The sequence below is a fragment of the Halorhodospira sp. M38 genome, from assembly GCF_022227985.1.
Lineage (GTDB): Bacteria > Pseudomonadota > Gammaproteobacteria > Nitrococcales > Halorhodospiraceae > Halorhodospira > Halorhodospira halophila_A.
On the sequence record NZ_JAJNQP010000003.1, the window covers coordinates 38,923 to 58,214 of the forward strand.

At 71.4% G+C, this 19,292-nt stretch carries 18 protein-coding genes and 1 riboswitch; of the genes, 17 read left to right on the forward strand and 1 reads right to left on the reverse strand.

Annotated features, from left to right (window positions below; translation table 11 throughout):
• Positions 1-12: 12 nt before the first annotated feature.
• From LRA98_RS02945 to LRA98_RS02995, 11 genes are all read left to right on the forward strand, one after another.
• Positions 13-867, forward strand: coding sequence for a cobalamin-binding protein (locus tag LRA98_RS02945; protein ID WP_238632763.1), 855 nt, complete (start codon positions 13-15; stop codon positions 865-867).
• Positions 867-1,928, forward strand: coding sequence for a FecCD family ABC transporter permease (locus LRA98_RS02950; protein WP_238632761.1), 1,062 nt, complete (start codon positions 867-869; stop codon positions 1,926-1,928). Before LRA98_RS02945 ends, LRA98_RS02950 begins: the two co-directional genes overlap by 1 nt.
• A gap of 10 nt (positions 1,929-1,938) precedes the next feature.
• On the forward strand, positions 1,939-2,715 hold the full coding sequence (locus tag LRA98_RS02955) for an ABC transporter ATP-binding protein (protein WP_238632759.1): 777 nt from the start codon (positions 1,939-1,941) through the stop codon (positions 2,713-2,715).
• On the forward strand, positions 2,706-3,281 hold the full coding sequence (locus tag LRA98_RS02960; protein WP_238632757.1) for a methyltransferase domain-containing protein: 576 nt from the start codon (positions 2,706-2,708) through the stop codon (positions 3,279-3,281). The genes LRA98_RS02955 and LRA98_RS02960 overlap by 10 nt, the downstream gene beginning before the upstream one ends.
• Positions 3,278-3,988, forward strand: a complete 711-nt coding sequence (locus tag LRA98_RS02965; RefSeq protein ID WP_238632754.1) for a TVP38/TMEM64 family protein — start codon at positions 3,278-3,280, stop codon at positions 3,986-3,988. Before LRA98_RS02960 ends, LRA98_RS02965 begins: the two co-directional genes overlap by 4 nt.
• Before the next feature lie 143 nt (positions 3,989-4,131).
• Positions 4,132-4,791, forward strand: coding sequence for an ABC transporter ATP-binding protein (locus LRA98_RS02970; RefSeq protein WP_443134938.1), 660 nt, complete (start codon positions 4,132-4,134; stop codon positions 4,789-4,791).
• Entirely contained in the window at positions 4,788-7,151 is a 2,364-nt protein-coding gene (locus LRA98_RS02975) for an ABC transporter permease (protein WP_238632751.1), read from the forward strand. Before LRA98_RS02970 ends, LRA98_RS02975 begins: the two co-directional genes overlap by 4 nt.
• 1 nt (position 7,152) lies before the next feature.
• Positions 7,153-8,358 carry an efflux RND transporter periplasmic adaptor subunit gene (locus LRA98_RS02980; protein ID WP_238632750.1) on the forward strand — a complete coding sequence of 402 codons (1,206 nt, stop codon included), beginning with the start codon at positions 7,153-7,155 and terminating at the stop codon, positions 8,356-8,358.
• 170 nt (positions 8,359-8,528) lie between these two features.
• Positions 8,529-8,936, forward strand: coding sequence for a CrcB family protein (locus LRA98_RS02985; RefSeq protein ID WP_238632749.1), 408 nt, complete (start codon positions 8,529-8,531; stop codon positions 8,934-8,936).
• Positions 8,933-9,373: a fluoride efflux transporter FluC gene (locus LRA98_RS02990; RefSeq protein ID WP_238632747.1), complete on the forward strand. Its 441-nt coding sequence runs from the start codon at positions 8,933-8,935 to the stop codon at positions 9,371-9,373. The genes LRA98_RS02985 and LRA98_RS02990 overlap by 4 nt, the downstream gene beginning before the upstream one ends.
• A complete protein-coding gene (locus LRA98_RS02995) occupies positions 9,370-9,825 on the forward strand; it encodes a YaiI/YqxD family protein (RefSeq protein WP_238632745.1) in 456 nt (151 codons plus the stop codon). The genes LRA98_RS02990 and LRA98_RS02995 overlap by 4 nt, the downstream gene beginning before the upstream one ends.
• A 14-nt stretch (positions 9,826-9,839) precedes the next feature.
• Here LRA98_RS02995 and LRA98_RS03000 read toward each other — a convergent pair whose 3' ends face one another.
• Positions 9,840-10,631, reverse strand: a complete 792-nt coding sequence (locus LRA98_RS03000; protein WP_238632743.1) for a ParA family protein — start codon at positions 10,629-10,631, stop codon at positions 9,840-9,842.
• 360 nt (positions 10,632-10,991) lie between these two features.
• On the opposite strand from LRA98_RS03000, the gene LRA98_RS03005 reads away from it, so the two are divergent.
• The 6 genes from LRA98_RS03005 (at position 10,992) to LRA98_RS03030 (ending at position 19,280) form a co-directional block, all read left to right on the forward strand.
• Positions 10,992-12,485: a SulP family inorganic anion transporter gene (locus tag LRA98_RS03005; protein WP_238632741.1), complete on the forward strand. Its 1,494-nt coding sequence runs from the start codon at positions 10,992-10,994 to the stop codon at positions 12,483-12,485.
• Between the two features lie 22 nt (positions 12,486-12,507).
• Complete coding sequence (locus LRA98_RS03010) at positions 12,508-13,359, forward strand: universal stress protein (protein WP_238632739.1); 852 nt, start codon at positions 12,508-12,510, stop codon at positions 13,357-13,359.
• Between the two features lie 11 nt (positions 13,360-13,370).
• The gene (locus tag LRA98_RS03015) at positions 13,371-14,651 is read left to right on the forward strand and encodes a cobyrinate a,c-diamide synthase (protein WP_238632737.1); all 1,281 of its coding nucleotides are present in this window, start codon (positions 13,371-13,373) and stop codon (positions 14,649-14,651) included.
• A gap of 60 nt (positions 14,652-14,711) precedes the next feature.
• Positions 14,712-15,320 (forward strand): cob(I)yrinic acid a,c-diamide adenosyltransferase, encoded by a 609-nt coding sequence (gene cobO, locus LRA98_RS03020; RefSeq protein ID WP_201171838.1) that lies wholly within the window; start codon positions 14,712-14,714, stop codon positions 15,318-15,320.
• On the forward strand, positions 15,317-16,765 hold the full coding sequence (locus LRA98_RS03025; protein ID WP_338018540.1) for a cobyric acid synthase: 1,449 nt from the start codon (positions 15,317-15,319) through the stop codon (positions 16,763-16,765). The genes cobO and LRA98_RS03025 overlap by 4 nt, the downstream gene beginning before the upstream one ends.
• Positions 16,766-16,872: 107 nt before the next feature.
• Positions 16,873-17,114, forward strand: a riboswitch (cobalamin riboswitch).
• A 126-nt stretch (positions 17,115-17,240) separates the two neighbouring features.
• Complete coding sequence (locus LRA98_RS03030) at positions 17,241-19,280, forward strand: TonB-dependent receptor plug domain-containing protein (RefSeq protein ID WP_238632736.1); 2,040 nt, start codon at positions 17,241-17,243, stop codon at positions 19,278-19,280.
• Positions 19,281-19,292: the final 12 nt, after the last annotated feature.

Sequence of the window (19,292 nt, forward strand, 5' to 3'; positions counted from 1 at the left end):
GCCGGGTTCTTGGTGTCGCTGGCGGCGTGGGCGCCGGTGCACGCCGGCGAGCGCTGTGTGGAGGACGACGCTGGCCACGAGGTCTGCCTGGAGGCCCCGGCGCAGCGGATTGTGGCGCTGTCGCCCGGGGCGACGGAGCTGCTCTTCGCCGCCGGCGCCGGCGATCATGTGGTGGCTGCGGTCAGCCACGCCGACTACCCGGAGGAGGCCGCCGATCTGCCTCGGGTGGGCAGCTACGACCGGCTCGATATGGAGTCGATCCTCGCCCATGAGCCGGATCTGGTCATCGGCTGGACCAGCGGCAACTCCAGCAGCCAGCTCGAGCGCATCGAGTCGCTGGGCGTGCCGCTCTACCGCAGTGATCCCCGCCAGCTCGAGGAGATCGCCACCTCCCTGGAACGGCTCGGGGCCCTGGCCGGCAGCGAGGAGACCGCGGAGGCCGAGGCGGCCCGTTTCCGTGACGCGGTGACGGAACTCGAGGCCGAGTACGCCGGCCGCGACCCGGTGCGCGTCTTTTACCAGATCTGGCCGGACCCGGTGATGACCATCAACGACGAGCAGATCATCAGTGAGTCGATCCGCATCTGCGGCGGCGAGAACGTCTTCGGCGATCTCGGCAGCCTGACCCCGCGGCTGGATACCGAGTCCGTCCTCGAGGCCGACCCGGAGGCGATCGTCGCCGGCGGGATGGGCGAGGCCGACGACGCCTGGCTGGACGAGTGGCGGCGCTACGACGTCCTTGAGGCCACCGCCAAGGACAACCTCTTCTTCGTCCAGCCCTCGACGATCCAGCGCCCGACGCCGCGCATCCTCGAGGGGACGCGGGCGCTGTGTGACAAGCTCGAGCAGGCCCGGCGCAATCGCTGATGGGGATCGGGCGCACAGCCGATCAGCGGGGCCGCTCCGGCGCCGTGAGCGAGGAGGGCGGGGCGCTGGCCCAGTCGAGTGGGGTCGGATCGCCGGTGCGCTTCCTTTTGCCCCTGGGCGTGCTGGCGCTGGCAGCACTGCTGGCGGTGGCCACGGCGGTGGCCATCGGCAGCGTGCCCCTGACCCCGGGCGAAGTCCTCGCGGTCCTGGCCGGCAGCGGCGAGCCGCTGCACCAGACCCTGGTCCTGGAGCTGCGCCTGCCCCGCGCCCTGGCCGCCTTCGCCGTCGGCGGGCTGCTGGCCGTGGCTGGGGCGCTGATGCAGGTGCTGCTGCGCAACCCGCTGGCCGATCCCTACGTGCTCGGGCTCTCTGGCGGGGCCGCCGTGGGCGCCCTGGCGGCGATGCTCCTCGGGCTGGGCATGGCCCTGGTCTCCGGGGCGGCCTTCGTCGGGGCGCTCTTCTCGACCCTGCTGGTCTTCGGCCTGGCCCACGGCACCGGCAGCTGGACGCCGACCCGGCTGCTGCTCACCGGCGTGGTGGTGGCCTCCGGCTGGGGGGCGCTGGTCACCTTCATGCTCGCTGTCGGGCCCACCGAGCAGCTGCCCGGCATGCTCTACTGGCTCATGGGCGATCTGGCCTACGCCCGCAGCCCGTGGCTGGCCCTGGCCGCCCTGGCGGTGGCCGTGCTGGTGGCGTTGCCGCTCGGGCGCAGCCTCAACGTCCTCGCCCGCGGGCCTCTGCAGGCGGCGGCGCTCGGCGTCGCCGTGCGGCCTTTGGAGTGGGGGGTCTATGTGGCGGCCAGCGTGCTCACCGCCGTCGCCGTGACCACCGCCGGGAGCATCGGCTTCGTCGGGCTGGTGGTCCCGCACATGCTGCGCCTGGTGCTGGGCAACGACCAGCGGCTGATCCTGCCTGCCGCGGCGCTGGCCGGCGGGGCGCTGCTGGCGCTGGCCGATGTCCTCGCGCGCACGCTGATCGCCCCGGAGCAGCTCCCGGTGGGCGTGATCACGGCGATGCTCGGCGTGCCGCTGTTCCTCTACCTGCTGCACCGCAGTCGTTAGGGGGGGAAGCATGCTCCAGGCCCAGGATCTGATCATCGACATCCCCGAGCGGCCCGACGGCTATCCGCTCAACCTCACCATCGAGCCCGGGGAGATCTGGGGCGTGCTCGGGCCCAACGGCGCGGGCAAGACGACGCTGCTGCACACCCTGGCCGGGCTGCGCGCGCCCCGTGCCGGTGTGGTCGAACTCGACGGCGCCAGCCTGCGCCGCTGGCGGCGCAAGGCGCTGGCCCGGCGCCTGGGGGTGGTCTTCCAGGAGCGCCACGACGGCTTCCCGGCCTCGGTGCTGGAGACCGCGCTCATCGGTCGCCACCCCTACCTGACGCCGTGGGATCTGGAGACCGCCGAGGATCTGGCCTGCGCCCGGCAGGCGCTGGAGCGGCTGGAGCTCGGCGGGCTCGAGGAGCGGCTGGTCAGTACCCTCTCCGGCGGCGAGCGTCAGCGCCTGGCGATGGCTACCGTGCTGGCCCAGGACCCGGCGGTCTGGCTGGCCGACGAGCCCACCAACCACCTGGACCTGCGCCATCAGGTGGCCGTCATGGATCTGCTGGCCGGCCAGGCGCGGGAGGGGCGCGGTGTCTTCCTGTGCCTGCACGACATCAACGTGGCGGCGCGCTGGTGTACCCACATCCTGCTGCTCTACCCCAACGGCGATGCCTGCTGGGGGCCCGCCGAGGTGATGCTGGTCACCGAGGCGCTGGAGGCGCTGTACGGCCAGCGGCTGGTCGCCGCCGAGGCCGACGGGGCCCGCGTCTTCGTGCCCGCAGGCGGCGTGCCGTGCGGCTGATCGCCCCCGGCGTCGCCGCCCTGGAGCGCTGGAGCGCGCGCTGGCCGCTCCTCTTCCACCTCTACGCCTGGCCGTACCGCCGGCTGGTGGCCCGGGAGCTGCGCCTGGCCGGGGTCGTGCCGGGGGAGCGGCTGCTGCATGTAGGCTGCGGGGCGCTGCCGTTCACTGCGGTGCTGGCCGCGCGTCTGGGCGGGGCTCGGGTGATCGCCGTGGACCGCTCCGCCGCCGCCGTGGCCGGGGCACAGTCGGTGGTGGCGCACCTGGGCCTCCTCGGTGAGGGACCGGGGCGCGTCCGGGTCCTCTGTGCCGATGCGGCGGCCGACGCCCTGCCCGAGGTGGATGTGGCGCTGATCGCCCTGCAGGCTTGCCCGCGGACGCCGATCCTTGCCAACATCCGCCGCCAGCGTGCGCCGGCCCGTATCCTCTTTCGCCTGCCGCGGCCCGGGCTGGAGGGCCAGTACGGGGCTGCGCCGGACGGCGAGAAGGCGGCCGGGAGCTGCCGGCACGGGATGCCGACCTTCGACCGCACCGCGCTCTATCTCCATCGGCCACCGGAAACGACGTGAGCGGAGCCACCCTCAACTGGACGGCCCTCGGTGCCCGCGCCGTGCTCGCGGCCCTGGTGCTGGCCCTGCTCGGCGCCCTGCTGGCCGGCAGCGCGCCGGAGTGGGCGTGGGTGCACGGCCAGCTGCAGCAGCTGCGGCAGGTGGCCGAGTCGCAGCCGGTGCAGGCGGCGCTCCTCTTCCTGGCGCTGCGCTTTCTCTTCTCGGTGGTCTCGGTCCCCGGCAGTGGGGTGCTGACCGTCGCCGGTGGGGTGATGTTCGGCTTCTGGGCCGGGCTGGCGCTGGTCCTGGTGGCGGTGAGCACCGGCGCGCTGGTGATCTTCCTGCTCACCCGCTACGCCCTCCACGACGCGGTGCGCCGTCGGTTCCCGGAGGCGCTGCGGCGGGTGGACCGCCACTGTGCCGACCACGGTCCGAGCGCGCTGTTTTTGCTGCGCATCGCCGAGCCGTTTCCTACCTTCCTGATCAACGCGCTCTTCGCGCTGACGCGGATGCCGGCGCGGACCTACTTCTGGGTCAGCCTGCTGGGGATGTTCCCGGGCGTGGCCATCCTCACCAACGCCGGCGCGCAGCTGGAGGCGGTCCACACCCCGGCGGAGCTGATGAGCACCGGGATGATCGCCTCGCTGGTGGCCCTGGGTGCCATCCCGTTGCTTTCCAGCCTCGCCGCCGCCCGGCTTCGGGCGGATCGGCGCCGGGGCGGCGACTGAGCGCCACGCCGGTGCTGGCCCGGCACCGCTCCGGGTGTCGGCACACGGCCTAGAATGGCGGTAATCCCTGCCAGTGAACGGGAGGCGCCACGTTGCCCGCCCAGGAAGTCTTCCGCGCCGAGGGCATCACCAAGGTCTACCGCATGGGCGAGGTGGCCGTGCACGCCCTGCGCGGGGTGGACCTGGTCCTCTACGCCGGGGAGCTGGTCGTGCTGCTCGGGCCCTCGGGCAGTGGCAAGTCGACCTTGCTCAACATCCTGGGTGGGCTCGATACGCCCACCAGCGGTCGCGTCATCGTCCAGGGGCGCGATCTCACCCGGGCCGGGGAGGCGGAGCTGACCGCCTTTCGCCGCCACTTCGTCGGCTTCGTCTTCCAGTTCTACAACCTGATCCCCAGTCTGACCGCCCGCGAGAACGTGGCCATCGTCACCGAGATCGCCCGCGACCCCATGCGCCCCGAGGAGGCGCTGGCGCTGGTTGGGCTGGGCAGCCGACTGGACCACTTCCCCTCGCAGCTCTCCGGCGGCGAGCAGCAGCGGGTAGCCATCGCCCGCGCCGTGGCCAAGCGCCCCCAGGTCCTGCTCTGCGACGAGCCCACCGGCGCCCTGGACTCGAAGACCGGGGTGGCGGTGCTCGAGGTCCTCGAGCGCATCAATGCGGAGCTGGGCACCACCACCGCGCTGATCACCCACAACGCGGACATCGCCTCCATGGCCCACCGGGTGGTCGACTTCAAGGACGGGCTGATCGACTCGGTGCACATCAATGACCAGCGGCGCCGGGCGGCGGAGCTGGTCTGGTGAGCGCGCTCACCCGCAAGCTGCTGCGCGAGCTGGTGACCCTGCGCGGGCAGGTGATCGCCATTGCTGTGGTCATCGCCGGCGGCGTGGCGACGCTGATGATGTTCCTCACCGCGCTCTTTGCCCTGACCGAGACCCGCGACGCCTTCTACCAGGGGTACCGCTTCGCGGATCTCTTCGCCAGCGCCGAGCGGGCCCCCCGGGGTCTGGTGGCGGAGATCGAACGGATCGACGGCGTCCAGCGCGTGGAGGACCGCGTGGTCACCGCGGCCAACCTGGACGTCCCCGGCTACGACAACCCAGTGACCGGGCGCATCCTCTCGCTGCCCGAGGGTCGGCAGCCGGACATGAACCGCCTCCACCTGCGCCAGGGGCGGCTGCCGGAGCCGGACCGCGAGGCCGAGGTGGTGGTCAGTGACGCCTTCGCCGAGGCCCATGGGCTGCGTCCCGGCGATGATCTGGCGGCGATCATCCGCGGCCGCTACCAGCGCCTGGAGGTGGTCGGCGTGGCGGTCTCGCCGGAGTTCATCTACCAGATCCGCCCGGGCGAGATCCTCCCCGACTACGAGCGCTACGGCATCCTGTGGATGAATCGCCGGGCCCTGGCCGCGGCCTACGACATGGACGGGGCCTTCAACGACCTGCTTCTCACCCTGCAGCATGGCGCCCGGCCCGGTGACGTCATCGAGGCCGTGGACCGCCTGCTGGAGCCCTGGGGTGGGCGCGGCGCCCACGACCGGGGGGATCAACTCTCCCACGCCCTGCTCGAGGACGAACTGACCCAGCTGGCCAACCTGGCCTATGTGATCCCGGCGATCTTCCTCGGCGTGGCCGCCTTCCTGCTCAATGTGGTGGTCAGCCGCCTGGTGGCCACGCAGCGCGAGATCATCGGCGCCCTGAAGGCCTTCGGCTACTCGCGGCTGGCCATCGCCGGGCACTACGTCCGGCTGGTGCTGCTCATTGTCGTGCTCGGGGTGCTCGCCGGCGTGGCCGCGGGGTACTGGCTGGGGGTGCAGCTGGCCGAGATCTACGCCGGCTTCTTCCGCTTCCCTTTCCTCGAGTTCCGGCTCCAGCCGCCGGTGGTCGCCATCGCCGCGGCGGTGACCACGCTCTCGGCGCTGCTCGGGACGTGGCTGGCGGTCCGCCGTGCCGCCCGGCTGCCGCCGGCCGAGGCGATGCGCCCGGAGCCGCCGCCGACCTATCGGCCTACACTGATCGAGCGCCTTGGGCTGCAGCGCTGGTTCAGCCAGCCGACGCGGATGATCCTGCGCGGTCTCGAGCGCCGTCCCCTGCGCGCCGGGCTCGCCACCGTGGGGATCGCCCTGGCCGTGGCGATCCTGATGATCGGCCCGTATCAGCGCAACGCGCTCAACACCATGATCGACGTCCAGTTCAATCTGGTTCAGCGCGATGATGTGACGGTCTCCTTCTACGAGCCGACCTCGCGCAAGGCGGTCCACGAGCTTGCCGGGTTGCCCGGTGTCGATCGCGCCGAGCCGTTTCGCCAGGTGGCGGCGGAGGTCGCTTTCGGGCACCGCAGCCACCGTATGGCGGTGCTGGGCCTGGAGCGGGATGCGGACCTGCGCCGGCTGCTCGATACCGACCTGCGTGCGGTGCCGCTGCCCGGGGAGGGGGTGCTGCTGACGGACTACCTGGCCGAACAGCTGCGGGTCGGGCCGGGGGATACGCTGGAGATCCGCGTGCTCGAGGGGCGGCGGCAGACGCTGAAGGTCCCGGTCAGCGGGGTGATCGCCGAGTACCTGGGGGTGTCGGTCTACATGGAGCTGGACGCACTCAATCGGCTCCTCGGCGAGGGCGAGGCGATCTCCGGGGCCTGGCTGGGTCTCGCCGGGCAGGAGCGCGGCCCCCTGCTGCGCGAGCTCGACCGCCGCCCGCGGGTGGCTGGGGCAACCGAGGCCGATGCCGCCATGCGCAACTTCGAGGAGAACGTGGCCGGGACCATGATGGCCACCGCGGCGATGACCACGCTGCTCGCCGGTGCCATCGCCTTCGGGGTCGTCTACAACAACGCCCGGATCGCACTGGCCGAGCGCGGGCGCGAGCTGGCCAGCCTGCGGGTGCTCGGCTTCACCCGGCGCGAGATCGCCTATCTGCTTCTCGGCGAGCAGGCGGTGCTGATCGCCGCCGCCCTGCCCATCGGGTTCGTGATCGGCCACTACCTCTACGCCATCATCGTCCAGGCCGCGGAGTCGGAGCTCTACCGGGTCCCCATGATCCCGTCGGCGGCCGGCATGGCGCTGGCCACCCTGGTCCTGCTCGGCGTCGCCGGTCTCTCGGCCTGGGTGGTGCGGCGCCGGCTGGATCGCCTGGACATGGTCGAGGCCCTGAAATCGAGGGAATGAGATGCAGCCACGCTGGAAATCGGTCATCGCATGGACACTGGCCGGGGTCGCGGTCATCGGCCTGCTTATTCTGGTGCTGCGGCCGGCGCCGATCCTCGTGGATACCGAGGCGGTCAGCCGCGGCCCCCTGGAGGTCACCCTGGAGGAGGAGGGCAAGACCCGTGTGGCCGATCGGTATCTGCTCTCCGCCCCGGCGACGGCCCAGGCCCGGCGGGTCACTCCCGAGCCCGGGGATCGGGTGGAGGCCGGTGAGGTCCTCGCCACCCTCGACCCGATGGCCGTCCCGGTGCTCGACGCCCGGGCCCGGGAACAGGCCCGGGCCCAGCTGGAGGCGGCGCACTCGGCGCTGGAGGCGGCCCGCGAGGAGGCCGAGGCGGCCCGGGCGGCGGCGGAATCGGCGGCCGATGAGTACCGCCGTCTGGCGGCCCTGGGCGAGGAGGGGGCGGTCTCGGAGCGAGCTGTGGAGCGGGCCGACGCCGAGCGCCGGCAGACCCAGGCGGCCTGGCGCTCGGCGCAGTTCCGGGTGGCCAGCGCCGAGGCCCAGCGGGATCAGGCCCAGGCGGTCCTGCGCTGGGAGGGGGAGGAGGCTCTGGACGCCGGCGCTGCCGAGCCGATCCGTCTGCGTGCCCCCATCGACGGCGTGATCCTCCAGCGCCACTTCGAGAGCGCCCGGGTGGTGCAGCCCGGTGATCCGATCCTGGAGCTGGCCGATCTCGGCCGGCTGGAGGTGGAGGTCGAGGTGCGTTCGGCGGATGCGGTGCGCATCGCCCCCGGCATGCCGGTGCGCCTGGAACGCTGGGGTGAGGCCGAGCCCTTGGAGGCCGTGGTCCGCCGGGTGGAGCCCTACGGCTTCGAGTACATCACCGCCCTCGGCGTGGAGGAGCGGCGGGTGCGCGTGATCGCCGATCTCGCCTCGCCCCGGCAGGCGTGGGCGCGCCTCGGCGATGGCTACCGGGTCAACGCGGTTTTCGTGCTCTGGTCGGCGGAGGATGTGCTCCGCGTGCCGACCAGCGCCCTGTTCCGCCACGACGACGGCTGGGCGGTCTTCGTGGTCGAGCAGGGGCGGGCGCGGTTGCAGCCGGTGACCATCGGCGAACGCGGTGCCCGTCTGACCCGGATCCACTCGGGCCTTGAGGCCGGCGTCGAGGTGGTGGTGCACCCGCCCCGGGAACTGGCCGACGGGAGTCGGCTGAGCGTGCGCCGCTGACCGGGCCGCCGGGGCGCAGCGGCGTTGCACAGCCCTGGCCAGGGGTTTAGCCTAGCCGGACTTAGCTAATGGCGGTGTGCGATGAAACAGGTCAACATTCATGAGGCCAAGTCCCAGCTCTTGAGCGGATCCGCCAGTACGGGATCCGTACCCTGAGGGCGGCCTGAGCCATGGCATCCTCGGCAGGTATGGCCGGTGCACTGGCGGTGGCCGTGGGCAGTGCCCTCGGCGGGGTCGGCCGTTTCTGGGTGGCGGCGGCGGTCAACCGCCGCCTGGGCGAGGCCTTCCCCTGGGGGACGCTGGTGGTCAACGTCACCGGGGCGCTGCTCGCCGGGGTGCTGGCCGCTGTGCTCGCCGCCACGGGCGGTGGATTCGCCACGCTGGAGGGGCTGCTGCTGATCGGCTTCTGCGGCAGCTACACCACGGTCTCCTCCTTCGCCCTGCAGACCTACACCCTCGCCCGGACGGGCAGCGGAGTCCGTGCCGTGGGGAACATCGCCGCCACCCTGGCGCTGACCCTGGCGGGCGCCTGGGCCGGGTTGCAGGCGGGGGCGTGGATCGCCGGAGGTGGCCCGTGAGGATCACCCTCTGGGTCGCCGCCGGCAGTGCCCTCGGCGGGCTGAGCCGTTACGGCGTGGACGGGTTGATGCAGGTGGCCGGCTGGGTGGCCTTCCCTTGGGGGACTCTGCTGGCGAACACCTTCGGCTCGCTGCTCATCGGTTCCGTGGCGGCCTGGGCGGCGGCGGATCCGGCGGAGCGGACGCTGCCCACCCACTGGCGGCAGTTCGCCGTGAACGGCTTCTGCGGCGGGTTCACCACCTTCTCCATCTTCAACCTGGAGACGCTGGCGCTCCTGGAGCGCTCGGCGGCTCTGGCTGCGGCCAACATGGCTGCGACCGCCGTGCTTTGCCTGGTGGCCGTGGCAATCGGCTACGCTGGGACGTCGCAGTGGCTGCGCGCTCGCCGGGCGCCGGCTACCGGAGACCAAAACGAATCCGCCCGGGAGGGGCCATGAGAATCTGGGTCGACGCCGACGCCTGCCCGGGCGCGATCAAGGAGATCCTCTTTCGCGCCGCCCAGCGCACGGAAGTGCCGTTGACGCTGGTGGCCAACCACCCGATCCGGGTGCCGCCGTCCACGCATATCCGTGCCGTTCAGGTGGCGCCCGGTTTTGATGTTGCCGATCACGAGATCGTCCGTCAGGTCACGGCCGGGGATCTGGTGATCACCGGCGACATCCCGCTGGCCGCCGAGGTCATCGAGGCCGGCGCCCAGGCGCTCAACCCGCGCGGCGAGCTCTATACCCCCGAAACCATCCGTGAGCGGCTGAACATGCGCGATTTCATGGATACCCTGCGCGCCAGCGGCGTGGACACCGGCGGCTCGGCGGCCATGAGCCAGCGCGATCGCCAGGCCTTCGCCAATCAGCTCGACCGCATCCTGGCCCGGCGCGGCTCGCCGGGCTGATCGCCGGGGCGACCTCAGGAGGTGACCGGCGCCCCGTTGAGGTTCTCGTAGAGCTCGCGGAACTGACCGGTGAGCTTGTGCTTCGGCGCCCAGTGGATCAGCGGCTGGGCGTTCTGGTGCGACTCTCGGACCTTCACGGAGCTGTTGAGGTGCGGGGCGAGGATGGGCAGCTCCTCGTTGATCAGCTCCTCGACCAGGCTGCGCGGCAGGTTGGCGTTGGGCTGGAACTGGTTGACCACGATGCCCTCGACCCGCAGCGCCTCGTTGTGATCCTCGCGGATCTCCTCCAGGTGCTCGACCAGTTCGTAGAGCGCCCGGCGGGAGAAGTCGTCGCAGTCGAAGGGGATCAGACAGCGGCTGGCGGCGATCAGCGCCGAGCGGCTGAAGAAGTTCAGCGCCGGCGGGGTATCGATGTAGATGGCGTCGAACGGCTGCCGCAGGGCGGAGAGGGCGTCGCGGAGCTTGTAGATCTTGTAGCGCGCCTCCAGCTTGTTCTGCAGCGCCTCCAGCTCCCGGTTGGCCGGCAGGATCGAGAGGTTCTCGAACGGGGTCTCGGTGATGAACTGATCGAGATCCGCCGGCTTGCGGGGGCCGAGACGGAAGCCGAGCGTCGAGGCGTAGAAGTCGGCGATGGTGGACTCGCACGCGTCGGCATCGGCGCCGAGCAGATACTGCGAGGAGTTGCCCTGCGGGTCCGAGTCGACCACCAGGGTCCGCAACCCGGAGGCGGCGCTGATGGCGGCCAGGTTGCAGGTGATGGTGGACTTGCCCACACCGCCTTTTTGATTAAAGATCACGCGGTTCACGCTTGCCTCCCGCTCCGTGTTGCCACCGGTTGGACGGATCGCCGGCAAATTGCCGGTAAGTATCCGGCCGCAGGGCATGTGCCGTCAATCCGTGTGCCCGCCGGCGAGGGTGCGGTGCGCTTCACGGGGGCCTGGTCTGTCATTCGCCCCCCATGGCTGGTAGCATCCGCCTCCTTTCGCGATTGGCACAAACAGCGCCCTCCTTGGTGGCGGGCCCTTCCGGGTCTGCGGTGATTCGCGGCATCCAGGCTCCGGACTCGGCCCGTGAGCGCACCATCGCGGTTTCTTATTGCGTACGAGCCCTCGGTCCCGGAGCGGGTCCGAAAGGGGGCGTAATGGTCTGGTGACTTGGGGAGCGGAATGGACTGGAGCAGGCTCAAGCGGGAGTGGTTCGGCAACATCCGGGGCGACGTGCTCGCCGGCATCGTGGTGGCACTCGCCCTGATCCCCGAGGCCATCGCCTTCTCCATCATCGCCGGTGTGGACCCGCAGGTCGGTCTCTACGCCTCCTTCTGCATCGCGGTCGTGATCGCCTTCACCGGGGGGCGGCCGGGGATGATCTCGGCGGCCACCGCGGCGATGGCGCTGCTGATGGTCACGCTGGTCAAGGAGCACGGGCTGGAGTACCTGCTGGCGGCGACCCTGTTGACCGGCCTGCTGCAGATCATCGCCGGCTACCTGCGGGTCGGGCAGTTGATGCGCTTCATCTCGAACTCGGTGATGACCGGCTTCGTCAACGCCCTGGCGATCCTCATCTTTATGGCGCAGATCCCGGAGCTGATCGACGTGCCCTGGACGGTCTACCCGATGGTGATCGGTGGTCTGGCGATCCTGTACCTGTTCCCGTATGTGACCCGGATGATGCCGTCCCCGCTGGTGACCATCGTCGTTCTCACCACGCTGGCCTGGTTCCTCGGCATGGACATCCCCACCGTGGGGGATATGGGCAAGCTCCCGGACACCCTGCCGGTGTTTCTCTGGCCGGATGTCCCGCTGAACCTGGAGACGCTCTGGATCATCCTCCCCTATGCGCTGGCGTTGACCGTGGTGGGGCTGCTGGAGTCCATGATGACCCAGGGGATCGTGGACAATCTGACCGATACCGAGACCGACCGCGACCGCGAGTGCAAGGGGCAGGGCATCGCCAACATCGCCGCGGGCAGCCTGGGGGGCATGGCCGGCTGTGCGATGATCGGCCAGTCCGTGATCAATGTGAAATCCGGCGGGCGGGGGCGGCTGTCGTCGCTGGTCGCCGGCCTGGTGCTACTGATCCTCGTGGTCTTCCTGACCCCGCTGCTGGAGATGATCCCGATGGCGGCGCTGGTGGCGGTGATGATCATGGTCTCCATCGGGACCTTCAGCTGGGCCTCGATCCGGGATCTGCCCAAGCACCCGATGAGCACCAACATTGTCATGATCAGCACCGTGGCCGTGACGGTGTTCACGCACAACCTGGCCATCGGCGTGCTCACCGGCGTCCTGCTCGCGGCGCTGTTCTTCGCCAACAAGGTCAGCCGCTTCATGTACGTGCGCTCGGATGTGCAGAGCCTGCCCGACGACCAGACGCTGCACCGCCGCTACGAGGTGGTCGGGCAGGTCTTTTTCGCCTCGGCGGAGCGTTTCCGCAAGTCCTTCGATTTCGATGAGGACCTGGACACCGTCACCATCGATCTAACCCGGGCCCACTTCTGGGACATCACGTCGGTGGCCGCACTGGATCGGGTCGTCATAAACTTCCGCCGCGAAGGCGTCGCGGTGGACGTGGTCGGCATGAACGAGGCGACGGCGACCATCGTCGATCGCTACGCGGTCCACAACGAGCCGGATGCCGTCGAGCGGTTGATGGGTCACTGAGCCGGGCAAGGAGTCAACGACCATGAGCAAAATCATCGCCAGCGTCGACGGATCCCGCTCGTCGCCCTCTGTCTGCGATCACGCGGTCTGGGCCGCACGGCGCCTGCAGGCGCCGTTGACGTTCCTGCACGCCTATCGCAACCCGCACGGTGAGCGCGAGGCGGATCTCAGCGGCAATCTGACCTTCGGGGTGCGGGAGAATCTCCTCGACGAGATGGTGCAGCTTGAGGAGCAACGGGGTAGGCTCGCACGCGAGCAGGCGCGCGCCATCCTCGAGGACGCCATGAGCCGCGCCCGCGAACAGGGCATCGAGAATCCCGGGCGGCTGCTGCGCAACGGCGAGGTCACCGATGTGCTGGACAAGGCGCAGGAGGAGATGCGCCTGCTGGTGCTCGGCAAGCAGGGCGAGGACGGCGATGCCGTCGAGCAGCATATCGGCAGCCACCTGGAGAGCACCATCCGCCGGGTGCAGAAGCCGATCCTGGTGGCTCCGCTGGCCTTCCGCGAGCCGGAACGCTTCCTGATCGCCTACGACGGCAGCCCGGCGGCCCAGAGGGTGGTCGATCGCATCACCGAGAGCCCGCTGCTCCAGGGGCTCGAGGCGCACCTGCTGCTTGTGGACGCCGACACCGCAGTCAACCGCGAGCGGTTGCTCGCCCCGCGTCAGCAGCTGGAGGCGGCCGGTCTCACGGTCCACGCCGAGGTCCGCCCCGGGGGAATCGACGATACGGTGTGCAACTACCGCAAGGAGCAGGATATCCACCTGATGGCCATGGGCGCCTACGGCCACTCGCGGTTGCGCCGGTTCTTTGTCGGCAGCACGACCACCCACATGATCATGCGCTCAAGCACGCCGCTGCTCATCCTGCGCTAGGATTCCGGGCAATGACGGTCCCCGCGCTGCTGATCGCCGCCCCGGGCTCCGGCCAGGGCAAGTCGATGATCACCGCGGCGCTCGCCCGGCTGCACCGTAATGCCGGGCGCCGGGTGCGGGTGTTCAAGCACGGCCCGGATTACCTGGATCCGATGGTCCAGGAGCGGGCCAGCGGGGCGCCGGTCTACCAGCTCCACCCGTGGATGACCGGCGAGGCCGAGTGCCGCTGGCGCCTGGCCGAGGCCGCCGGCGGGGCCGACCTGGTCCTCGTCGAGGGCTCCATGGGGCTCTTCGATGGCGACCCCTCCAGTGCCGATCTCGCCGCCTTGGCCGGCCTGCCGGTGGCGGTGGTGATCGACGCCCGGGCCATGGCCGAGACCTTCGGGGCCCTGGTCGGCGGGCTGGCCCGCCACCGCGATGACGTGCGGGTGATCGGGGCGATCGCCAACCGGGTGGGGAGTCCGGGGCATGCGCGCATGCTCGCAGGCAGCTTGCCCGAGGGGGTGGAATGGCTCGGGGCCGTGCCCCGCGACGAGGCCCTGCATGTACCCGATCGCCACCTGGGACTGGTGCAGGCCGGCGAGGTGGCCGACCTGGATGCACGCCTGGATGCGGCCGCAGCGGTGCTCGCCGAGGCCGGCCTGGACCGCCTGCCGCCCCCGGTGGCCCTGCACGGCGAGGCGCCGCCGGCTCCGCCCCGGCGGCTGCATGGGCAGCGGATCGCGGTGGCCCGGGATGCCGCCTTTGCCTTTACCTACCGGGCCAACCTCGAGTTGCTGGAGGCGATGGGGGCCGAGGTGGTGCCCTTCTCGCCGCTTCGCGATGCGACGCTGCCCCCCTGCGATGCCCTCTGGCTGCCCGGTGGCTACCCGGAACTGCACGCCGCCACCCTGGCCGCCAACGACGGGATGCGGGCCGCCATCGGCGAGCACCACGCGGCGGGCCGGCCGATCCTCGCCGAGTGCGGCGGTCTGATGTACTGCGCCGAGTCGCTGGTCGATGGCGACGGCGTCGAGCACCCGATGCTCGGCCTCCTGGCGGGGCGTGCCGAGATGGCCGGGCGGCTGACGGGCATCGGCCTGCAGAGCCTGTCCCGCCCGGAGGGCGAGCTGCGCGGCCACACCTTCCACCACTCTCGGCTGGAGACGGCCCTGGAGCCCACGGAGCGCACTGTGCGGCGCAGCGGCAGCCCGGCCGAGGGTGTCTACCGGGTCGGCAGCCTGACGGCGACCTACTTCCACGCGTATTTTCCCTCGGCGCCCGAGGTCGTCGCCGGGCTCCTGAGTCGGTAGGCTACCCGTCGCCGCTCCCCCCAGGAGCGATTTCTCCCGAACAACGAGGTGTGCGAAGCGATGCGTGAAGACGCGAAGGATCCGCAGCGGCACGCGGCGCGCATGGAGCGCAAGAGGGCGGTCATGGAGGAGCGCCGGTCGCGCGCGCAGCAGGATCGCGGCGTGCTGCTGGTGCTCACCGGCCCGGGCAAGGGCAAGAGTTCCTCGGCGCTGGGCATGGTGGCACGGACCCTGGGCCACGGCCGCAGTGCCGGGGTGATGCAGTTCATCAAGGGCGGCCGGGCCACCGGCGAGGAGGCCTTCTTCCGCGACCAGCCTGGGGTCGACTGGCAGGTGATGGGCGAGGGCTTCACCTGGGAGACCGCCGACCGCGAGCGGGATGTGGCGGCTGCCCGCGAGGCCTGGCGCGCCGCCCGGGGCTGGCTGTGTGAGGAGGGGCCGTCGCTGGTGGTGCTCGATGAGCTGTGCATCGTCCTGCGCTACGAGTACCTGGAACTGGGCGAGGTCCTGGATGATCTGTCCCGGCGGCCCTACGAACAGCACGTGGTGGTCACCGGCCGTCACGCGCCGCAGCCGCTGATCGACGCCGCGGATACGGTCAGCGAGGTAGGCGCCGTGCGGCACGCCTTCGAGGCCGGGGTGCGCGCCCAGCCGGGGATCGAGTGGTGAGCGCCCGCACCCTCATGCTCCAGGGCACCTGCTCCGGCGCCGGCAAGACGGCGCTGGTCGCCGGTCTCTGCCGCCTGCTCGCCCGCCACGGGGTCCGCGTGGCGCCGTTCAAGCCGCAGAACATGAGCAACAACGCGGCGGTCACCCGCGACGGCGGCGAGATCGGCCGCGGCCAGTGGCTCCAGGCCCTGGCCGCCGGGGTGCCGGCGCACACCGACATGAACCCGGTGCTGCTCAAGCCCGAGGCCGAGCGCACCGCCCAGGTGGTGCTCCAGGGCCAGGTCACCGGGCGGCTCGAGGCGCGCGCCTTCCGCGAGGCCCGCCAGCCGCTGCTGCCGCCGGTGCTCGAGTCCTTCGAGCGCCTGCGTGCCGCCTACGACGTGGTGCTGGTCGAGGGGGCCGGCTCGCCGGCAGAGCCCAATCTCCGCCAGGGGGATATCGCCAACATGGGCTTCGCCGAGGTTGCCGACGTCCCGGTCTGGCTGGTGGGCGATATCGACCGCGGCGGCGTCTTCGCCTCCCTGCTCGGCACCCTGGAGTGGCTTGACGCCGCCGACCGGCGCCGGGTCGAGGCACTGATTATCAACCGCTTCCGCGGCAGCCCCGAGCTGCTCGGCGAGGCGCCGGCGCAGCTCGCCGAGCGCGGCGGCGTGCCGGTGATCGGCGTGGTCCCGGCGGTGCCCGATCTGCACCTGCCCGAGGAGGACGCCCCCTACCGGATGGCCGGGCCGCGCGGCTCCGGCGGCGCCCTGCAGGTGGTGGCGGTGGCCTATCCGCGGATGAGCAACCACGACGACCTCGATGCCCTGGATGCGGAGTCCGGGGTCCACGTCCGCTTCGCCCGGCAGCCGCGGGATCTCGACGGGGCGGATCTGATCGTCCTGCCCGGCTCCAAGCATGTCTTCTCGGATCTGGCCTGGCTGCGTGAATCCGGCGTGGCCGAGGCGCTGCTGCGCCACTGTCGGTATGGAGGCCGGGTGGTCGGGCTGTGTGGCGGGCTGCAGATGCTCGGCGAGCACATCGAGGACCCGGAGGGCGTCGAGGGCGGTGGCAGCGCCCCGGGCTTGGGCCTGCTGCCGGTGCGCACCCGCCTGGCGGCGACCAAGCAGCTGGCCGAGGTGCACGGCCACGCCGAGTGGCCGGCGCCGGTGGCCGTCACCGGCTACGAGATCCACCACGGCGTCACCGGTGCCCAGCAGGGCCTCTTCCCCTTCGTGGCACGCTCCGACGACGGCCGCGTGCTCGGTAGCTACCTCCACCGGCTCTTCGACAGCGGGCCGTTCCGCCGCGCCCTGCTGGTGGAGTGGTTCGCCCTGGAGGGCGAGGGGGGCGATGAGCAGGCGCGCATCGAGGCGGAGCTGGATCGCCTTGCCGACACCCTGGAGCAGGCCCTGGAACCCGCCTGGCTGGAGGCGCTCGGCGTGCCGGGGCGCCGCTCCGGCTAGGCGGGCCCCTCGCGCGCACGCCGCCGCGCCCCGCTGCGGCGGTTTTTGGGGCCTGCGACCAAGCGCCCGATGCTCTCGTTTGCCCCGTGGCCGCGGGGCCGGATAGACTCCTGCCCTTCGATGTGGGTGCCCCGGGGTGCGATCCGCGCCCGGGGGTTAAACGGGAAGTCCGGTCCAGCTGCACCCAGCAGTGAAGCCGGCGCTGCCCCCGCAACGGTAGGTGGGTGTGCGGATCACCCGGCCACTGCGGAGTAGCCGTCGCAAGGCGGTCTCCGTGGGAAGGCGATCCGCAACGACGCATCCAGCGTCCCCCACGAGCCCGGAGACCGGCCCACAGCAACCCACGATACGGCGTGCGGGCGGCGCGCCTGGGGGTGAGTGTGCCGGTGATCCTACCTGTCCGGCGGCGGCGCTGCAGCCGTCGCCGCTCCCCCAGAACCAGTCGCCAGCGCCCGTCGCAAGACGAGGAGCGCTGATGAACATGTATCCGAACGATCGAAAACCCGGGCGCCTGCTCGGTGCCCTTCTGGCCACGGCCGTGTCGGTCCCGGCCTACGCTGCGGACAACGACCCACCGATCGCTTCCTCCACCGATCTGTCACCGGTGCGCATCGAGGCCGGTGGCGATCCCCTGGGGCGCGGCGTGGACAGCGAAGCGCTGCAGCGGCGCCAGGCCTCCAGCAGCGCCGAGATCTTCCGCGGCGAGGCCTCGGCCGGGGTCGGCGGTGGCAGCCGCAACGCCCAGCGCCTCTACCTGCGCGGTGTCGAGTCGAGCAACCTCAACGTCAGCGTCGATGGCGCCCGCCAGGGGCGCAATCTTCACCAGCACCGCGGTGGCCTGACCGGCCTCGACCCGGATCTGCTGCGGTCGGCCGATCTCGACCCGCGTCCGGCGGCGGACCAGGGCCCCGGTGCCCTGGGGGGGTCGGTTCGCTTTGAGACCGTGGATGCCCAGGACCTGCTCGACCCCGACGAGGAGATCGGGGCCCGCCTGCGCGCCGGCTACGCCAGCGCCGACGAGGCCGAGCGCGGCTCGGCCACCGCCTTCGGCCGGCTGGGTGGCGACTGGGGCGCCCTGGCCCACATCGGCGCGGTCAACCGGGACGACTATCGCGTTGGCGGCGGCGGGAGCATGCCGTACTCCGGCGGCCGCGACCGCGACTACCTGGCCCGCATCAGCCGGGTTCCGGCCAGCGGGCACCAGCTGCGCTTCGGCGTGCAGCGCAACACCTTCGAGGGGGACCACCACTACGGCTCCTGGGGCAGTGACTTCGGCGACCCGCGCGAGACCACCCGGCAGGATCCGGTGGGCCAGGAGCAGCGGCGCGAGACCTGGACCGCCGAGCACCGCTACCAACCGGCCGACCCCCACGTGGACTGGCAGGCCCGGGTCTACCGCAACGACAACCGCCTCGAGCGCCAGGATGAGGGCACCGCCACCCGGGCCGTGGAGCACGGTGGCGACGTGCGCAACACCTTCACCCTGGACGCCGGGCCGACCCGTCACCGGCTCACCGCCGGCTTCGATTACTACACCGAGGACGGGCGCATCGGCCAGACCGACGGCCCGCGGCTCAGCCACCGCTCGCGCAACTTCGGCGCCTTCCTGCAGAACCGGATGCGTTGGGAGCGGCTGCGCCTCTCGGCGGGGCTGCGCTTCGACGACTACAACACGGACCTGGTGGAGCAGGATCTGGACGGCGACGCCGTCTCGCCCAACCTTAGCGCGGAGCTGGAGATGAGCGCCGGCTGGAGTGCGTTTGCCGGCTACGGCGAGGCGGTCAGCGGCGCCGGCGTCCTGCCCATCGGCTGGCTGCAGTTCATCGACGATGAGGAGACCAACCTCAACGACGGCGAGCCGTTCGAGGCCGAGGAGTCGCGCCGCACGGAGGGGGGGCTGCGCTACCAGGGGCGGGATTGGATCACGGCCCGCGACCGCTTCGACTTCGAGGCGACGCTCTTCGAGACGCGCATCAAGAACAGTCTGACTCGCACGGATAGCGGGTACCCCGGGGAATCAGCAGGTCATGACTATATCGACGGGATCATTGAGCGCGACCCGGTCCGCCTGCGTGGCTACGAACTGCGCGCCGCCTGGGGCGTGGGCCCCTACGACGCCCGGCTCTCGTTTCTCAGCGCCGAGGCCGTCGACGACGACGGCGACCCGGTGGGGGTGATCCGGCGCCTGGGTGGGGGCGGCGGTGACCGCCTGGTCTTCGATCAGCGCTGGGCGGCCCACGAGACCCTGACCCTGGGCTACACGCTCACCTGGGTGGGTGATCACACCGACGTCCCCGGCGACGAGCCGGAGCGCGACGGCTACCACCTCCACGACGTACAGGCCGAGTGGCAGCCGTGGGCCGACGACCGCCTGACCCTGGCGCTGGCGGTGCACAACCTCTTCGATGAGCAGTATGCGGAGCACACCTCGCTGGCGGTGGAGGAGAACGACGAGTGGCAGATCCGCGATGAGCCGGGCCGGGACGTGCGGGTGACCGGGACGCTGCGCTTCTGACCTCGGGGCCGG

Excerpts from the sequence above, each read along its gene's own strand:
- LRA98_RS03005 (WP_238632741.1), top strand. The coding sequence starts at position 10,992 with ATGGACTGGAGCAGGCTCAAGCGGGAGTGGTTCGGCAACATCCGGGGC.
- LRA98_RS03030 (WP_238632736.1), top strand. The coding sequence starts at position 17,241 with ATGAACATGTATCCGAACGATCGAAAACCCGGGCGCCTGCTCGGTGCC.
- LRA98_RS03010 (WP_238632739.1), top strand. The coding sequence starts at position 12,508 with ATGAGCAAAATCATCGCCAGCGTCGACGGATCCCGCTCGTCGCCCTCT.
- LRA98_RS02970 (WP_443134938.1), top strand. The coding sequence starts at position 4,132 with ATGGGCGAGGTGGCCGTGCACGCCCTGCGCGGGGTGGACCTGGTCCTC.
- LRA98_RS02985 (WP_238632749.1), top strand. The coding sequence starts at position 8,529 with ATGGCATCCTCGGCAGGTATGGCCGGTGCACTGGCGGTGGCCGTGGGC.
- LRA98_RS02980 (WP_238632750.1), top strand. The coding sequence starts at position 7,153 with ATGCAGCCACGCTGGAAATCGGTCATCGCATGGACACTGGCCGGGGTC.
- cobO (WP_201171838.1), top strand. The coding sequence starts at position 14,712 with ATGCGTGAAGACGCGAAGGATCCGCAGCGGCACGCGGCGCGCATGGAG.
- LRA98_RS02950 (WP_238632761.1), top strand. The coding sequence starts at position 867 with ATGGGGATCGGGCGCACAGCCGATCAGCGGGGCCGCTCCGGCGCCGTG.
- LRA98_RS02955 (WP_238632759.1), top strand. The coding sequence starts at position 1,939 with ATGCTCCAGGCCCAGGATCTGATCATCGACATCCCCGAGCGGCCCGAC.
- LRA98_RS02995 (WP_238632745.1), top strand. The coding sequence starts at position 9,370 with ATGAGAATCTGGGTCGACGCCGACGCCTGCCCGGGCGCGATCAAGGAG.
- LRA98_RS03015 (WP_238632737.1), top strand. The coding sequence starts at position 13,371 with ATGACGGTCCCCGCGCTGCTGATCGCCGCCCCGGGCTCCGGCCAGGGC.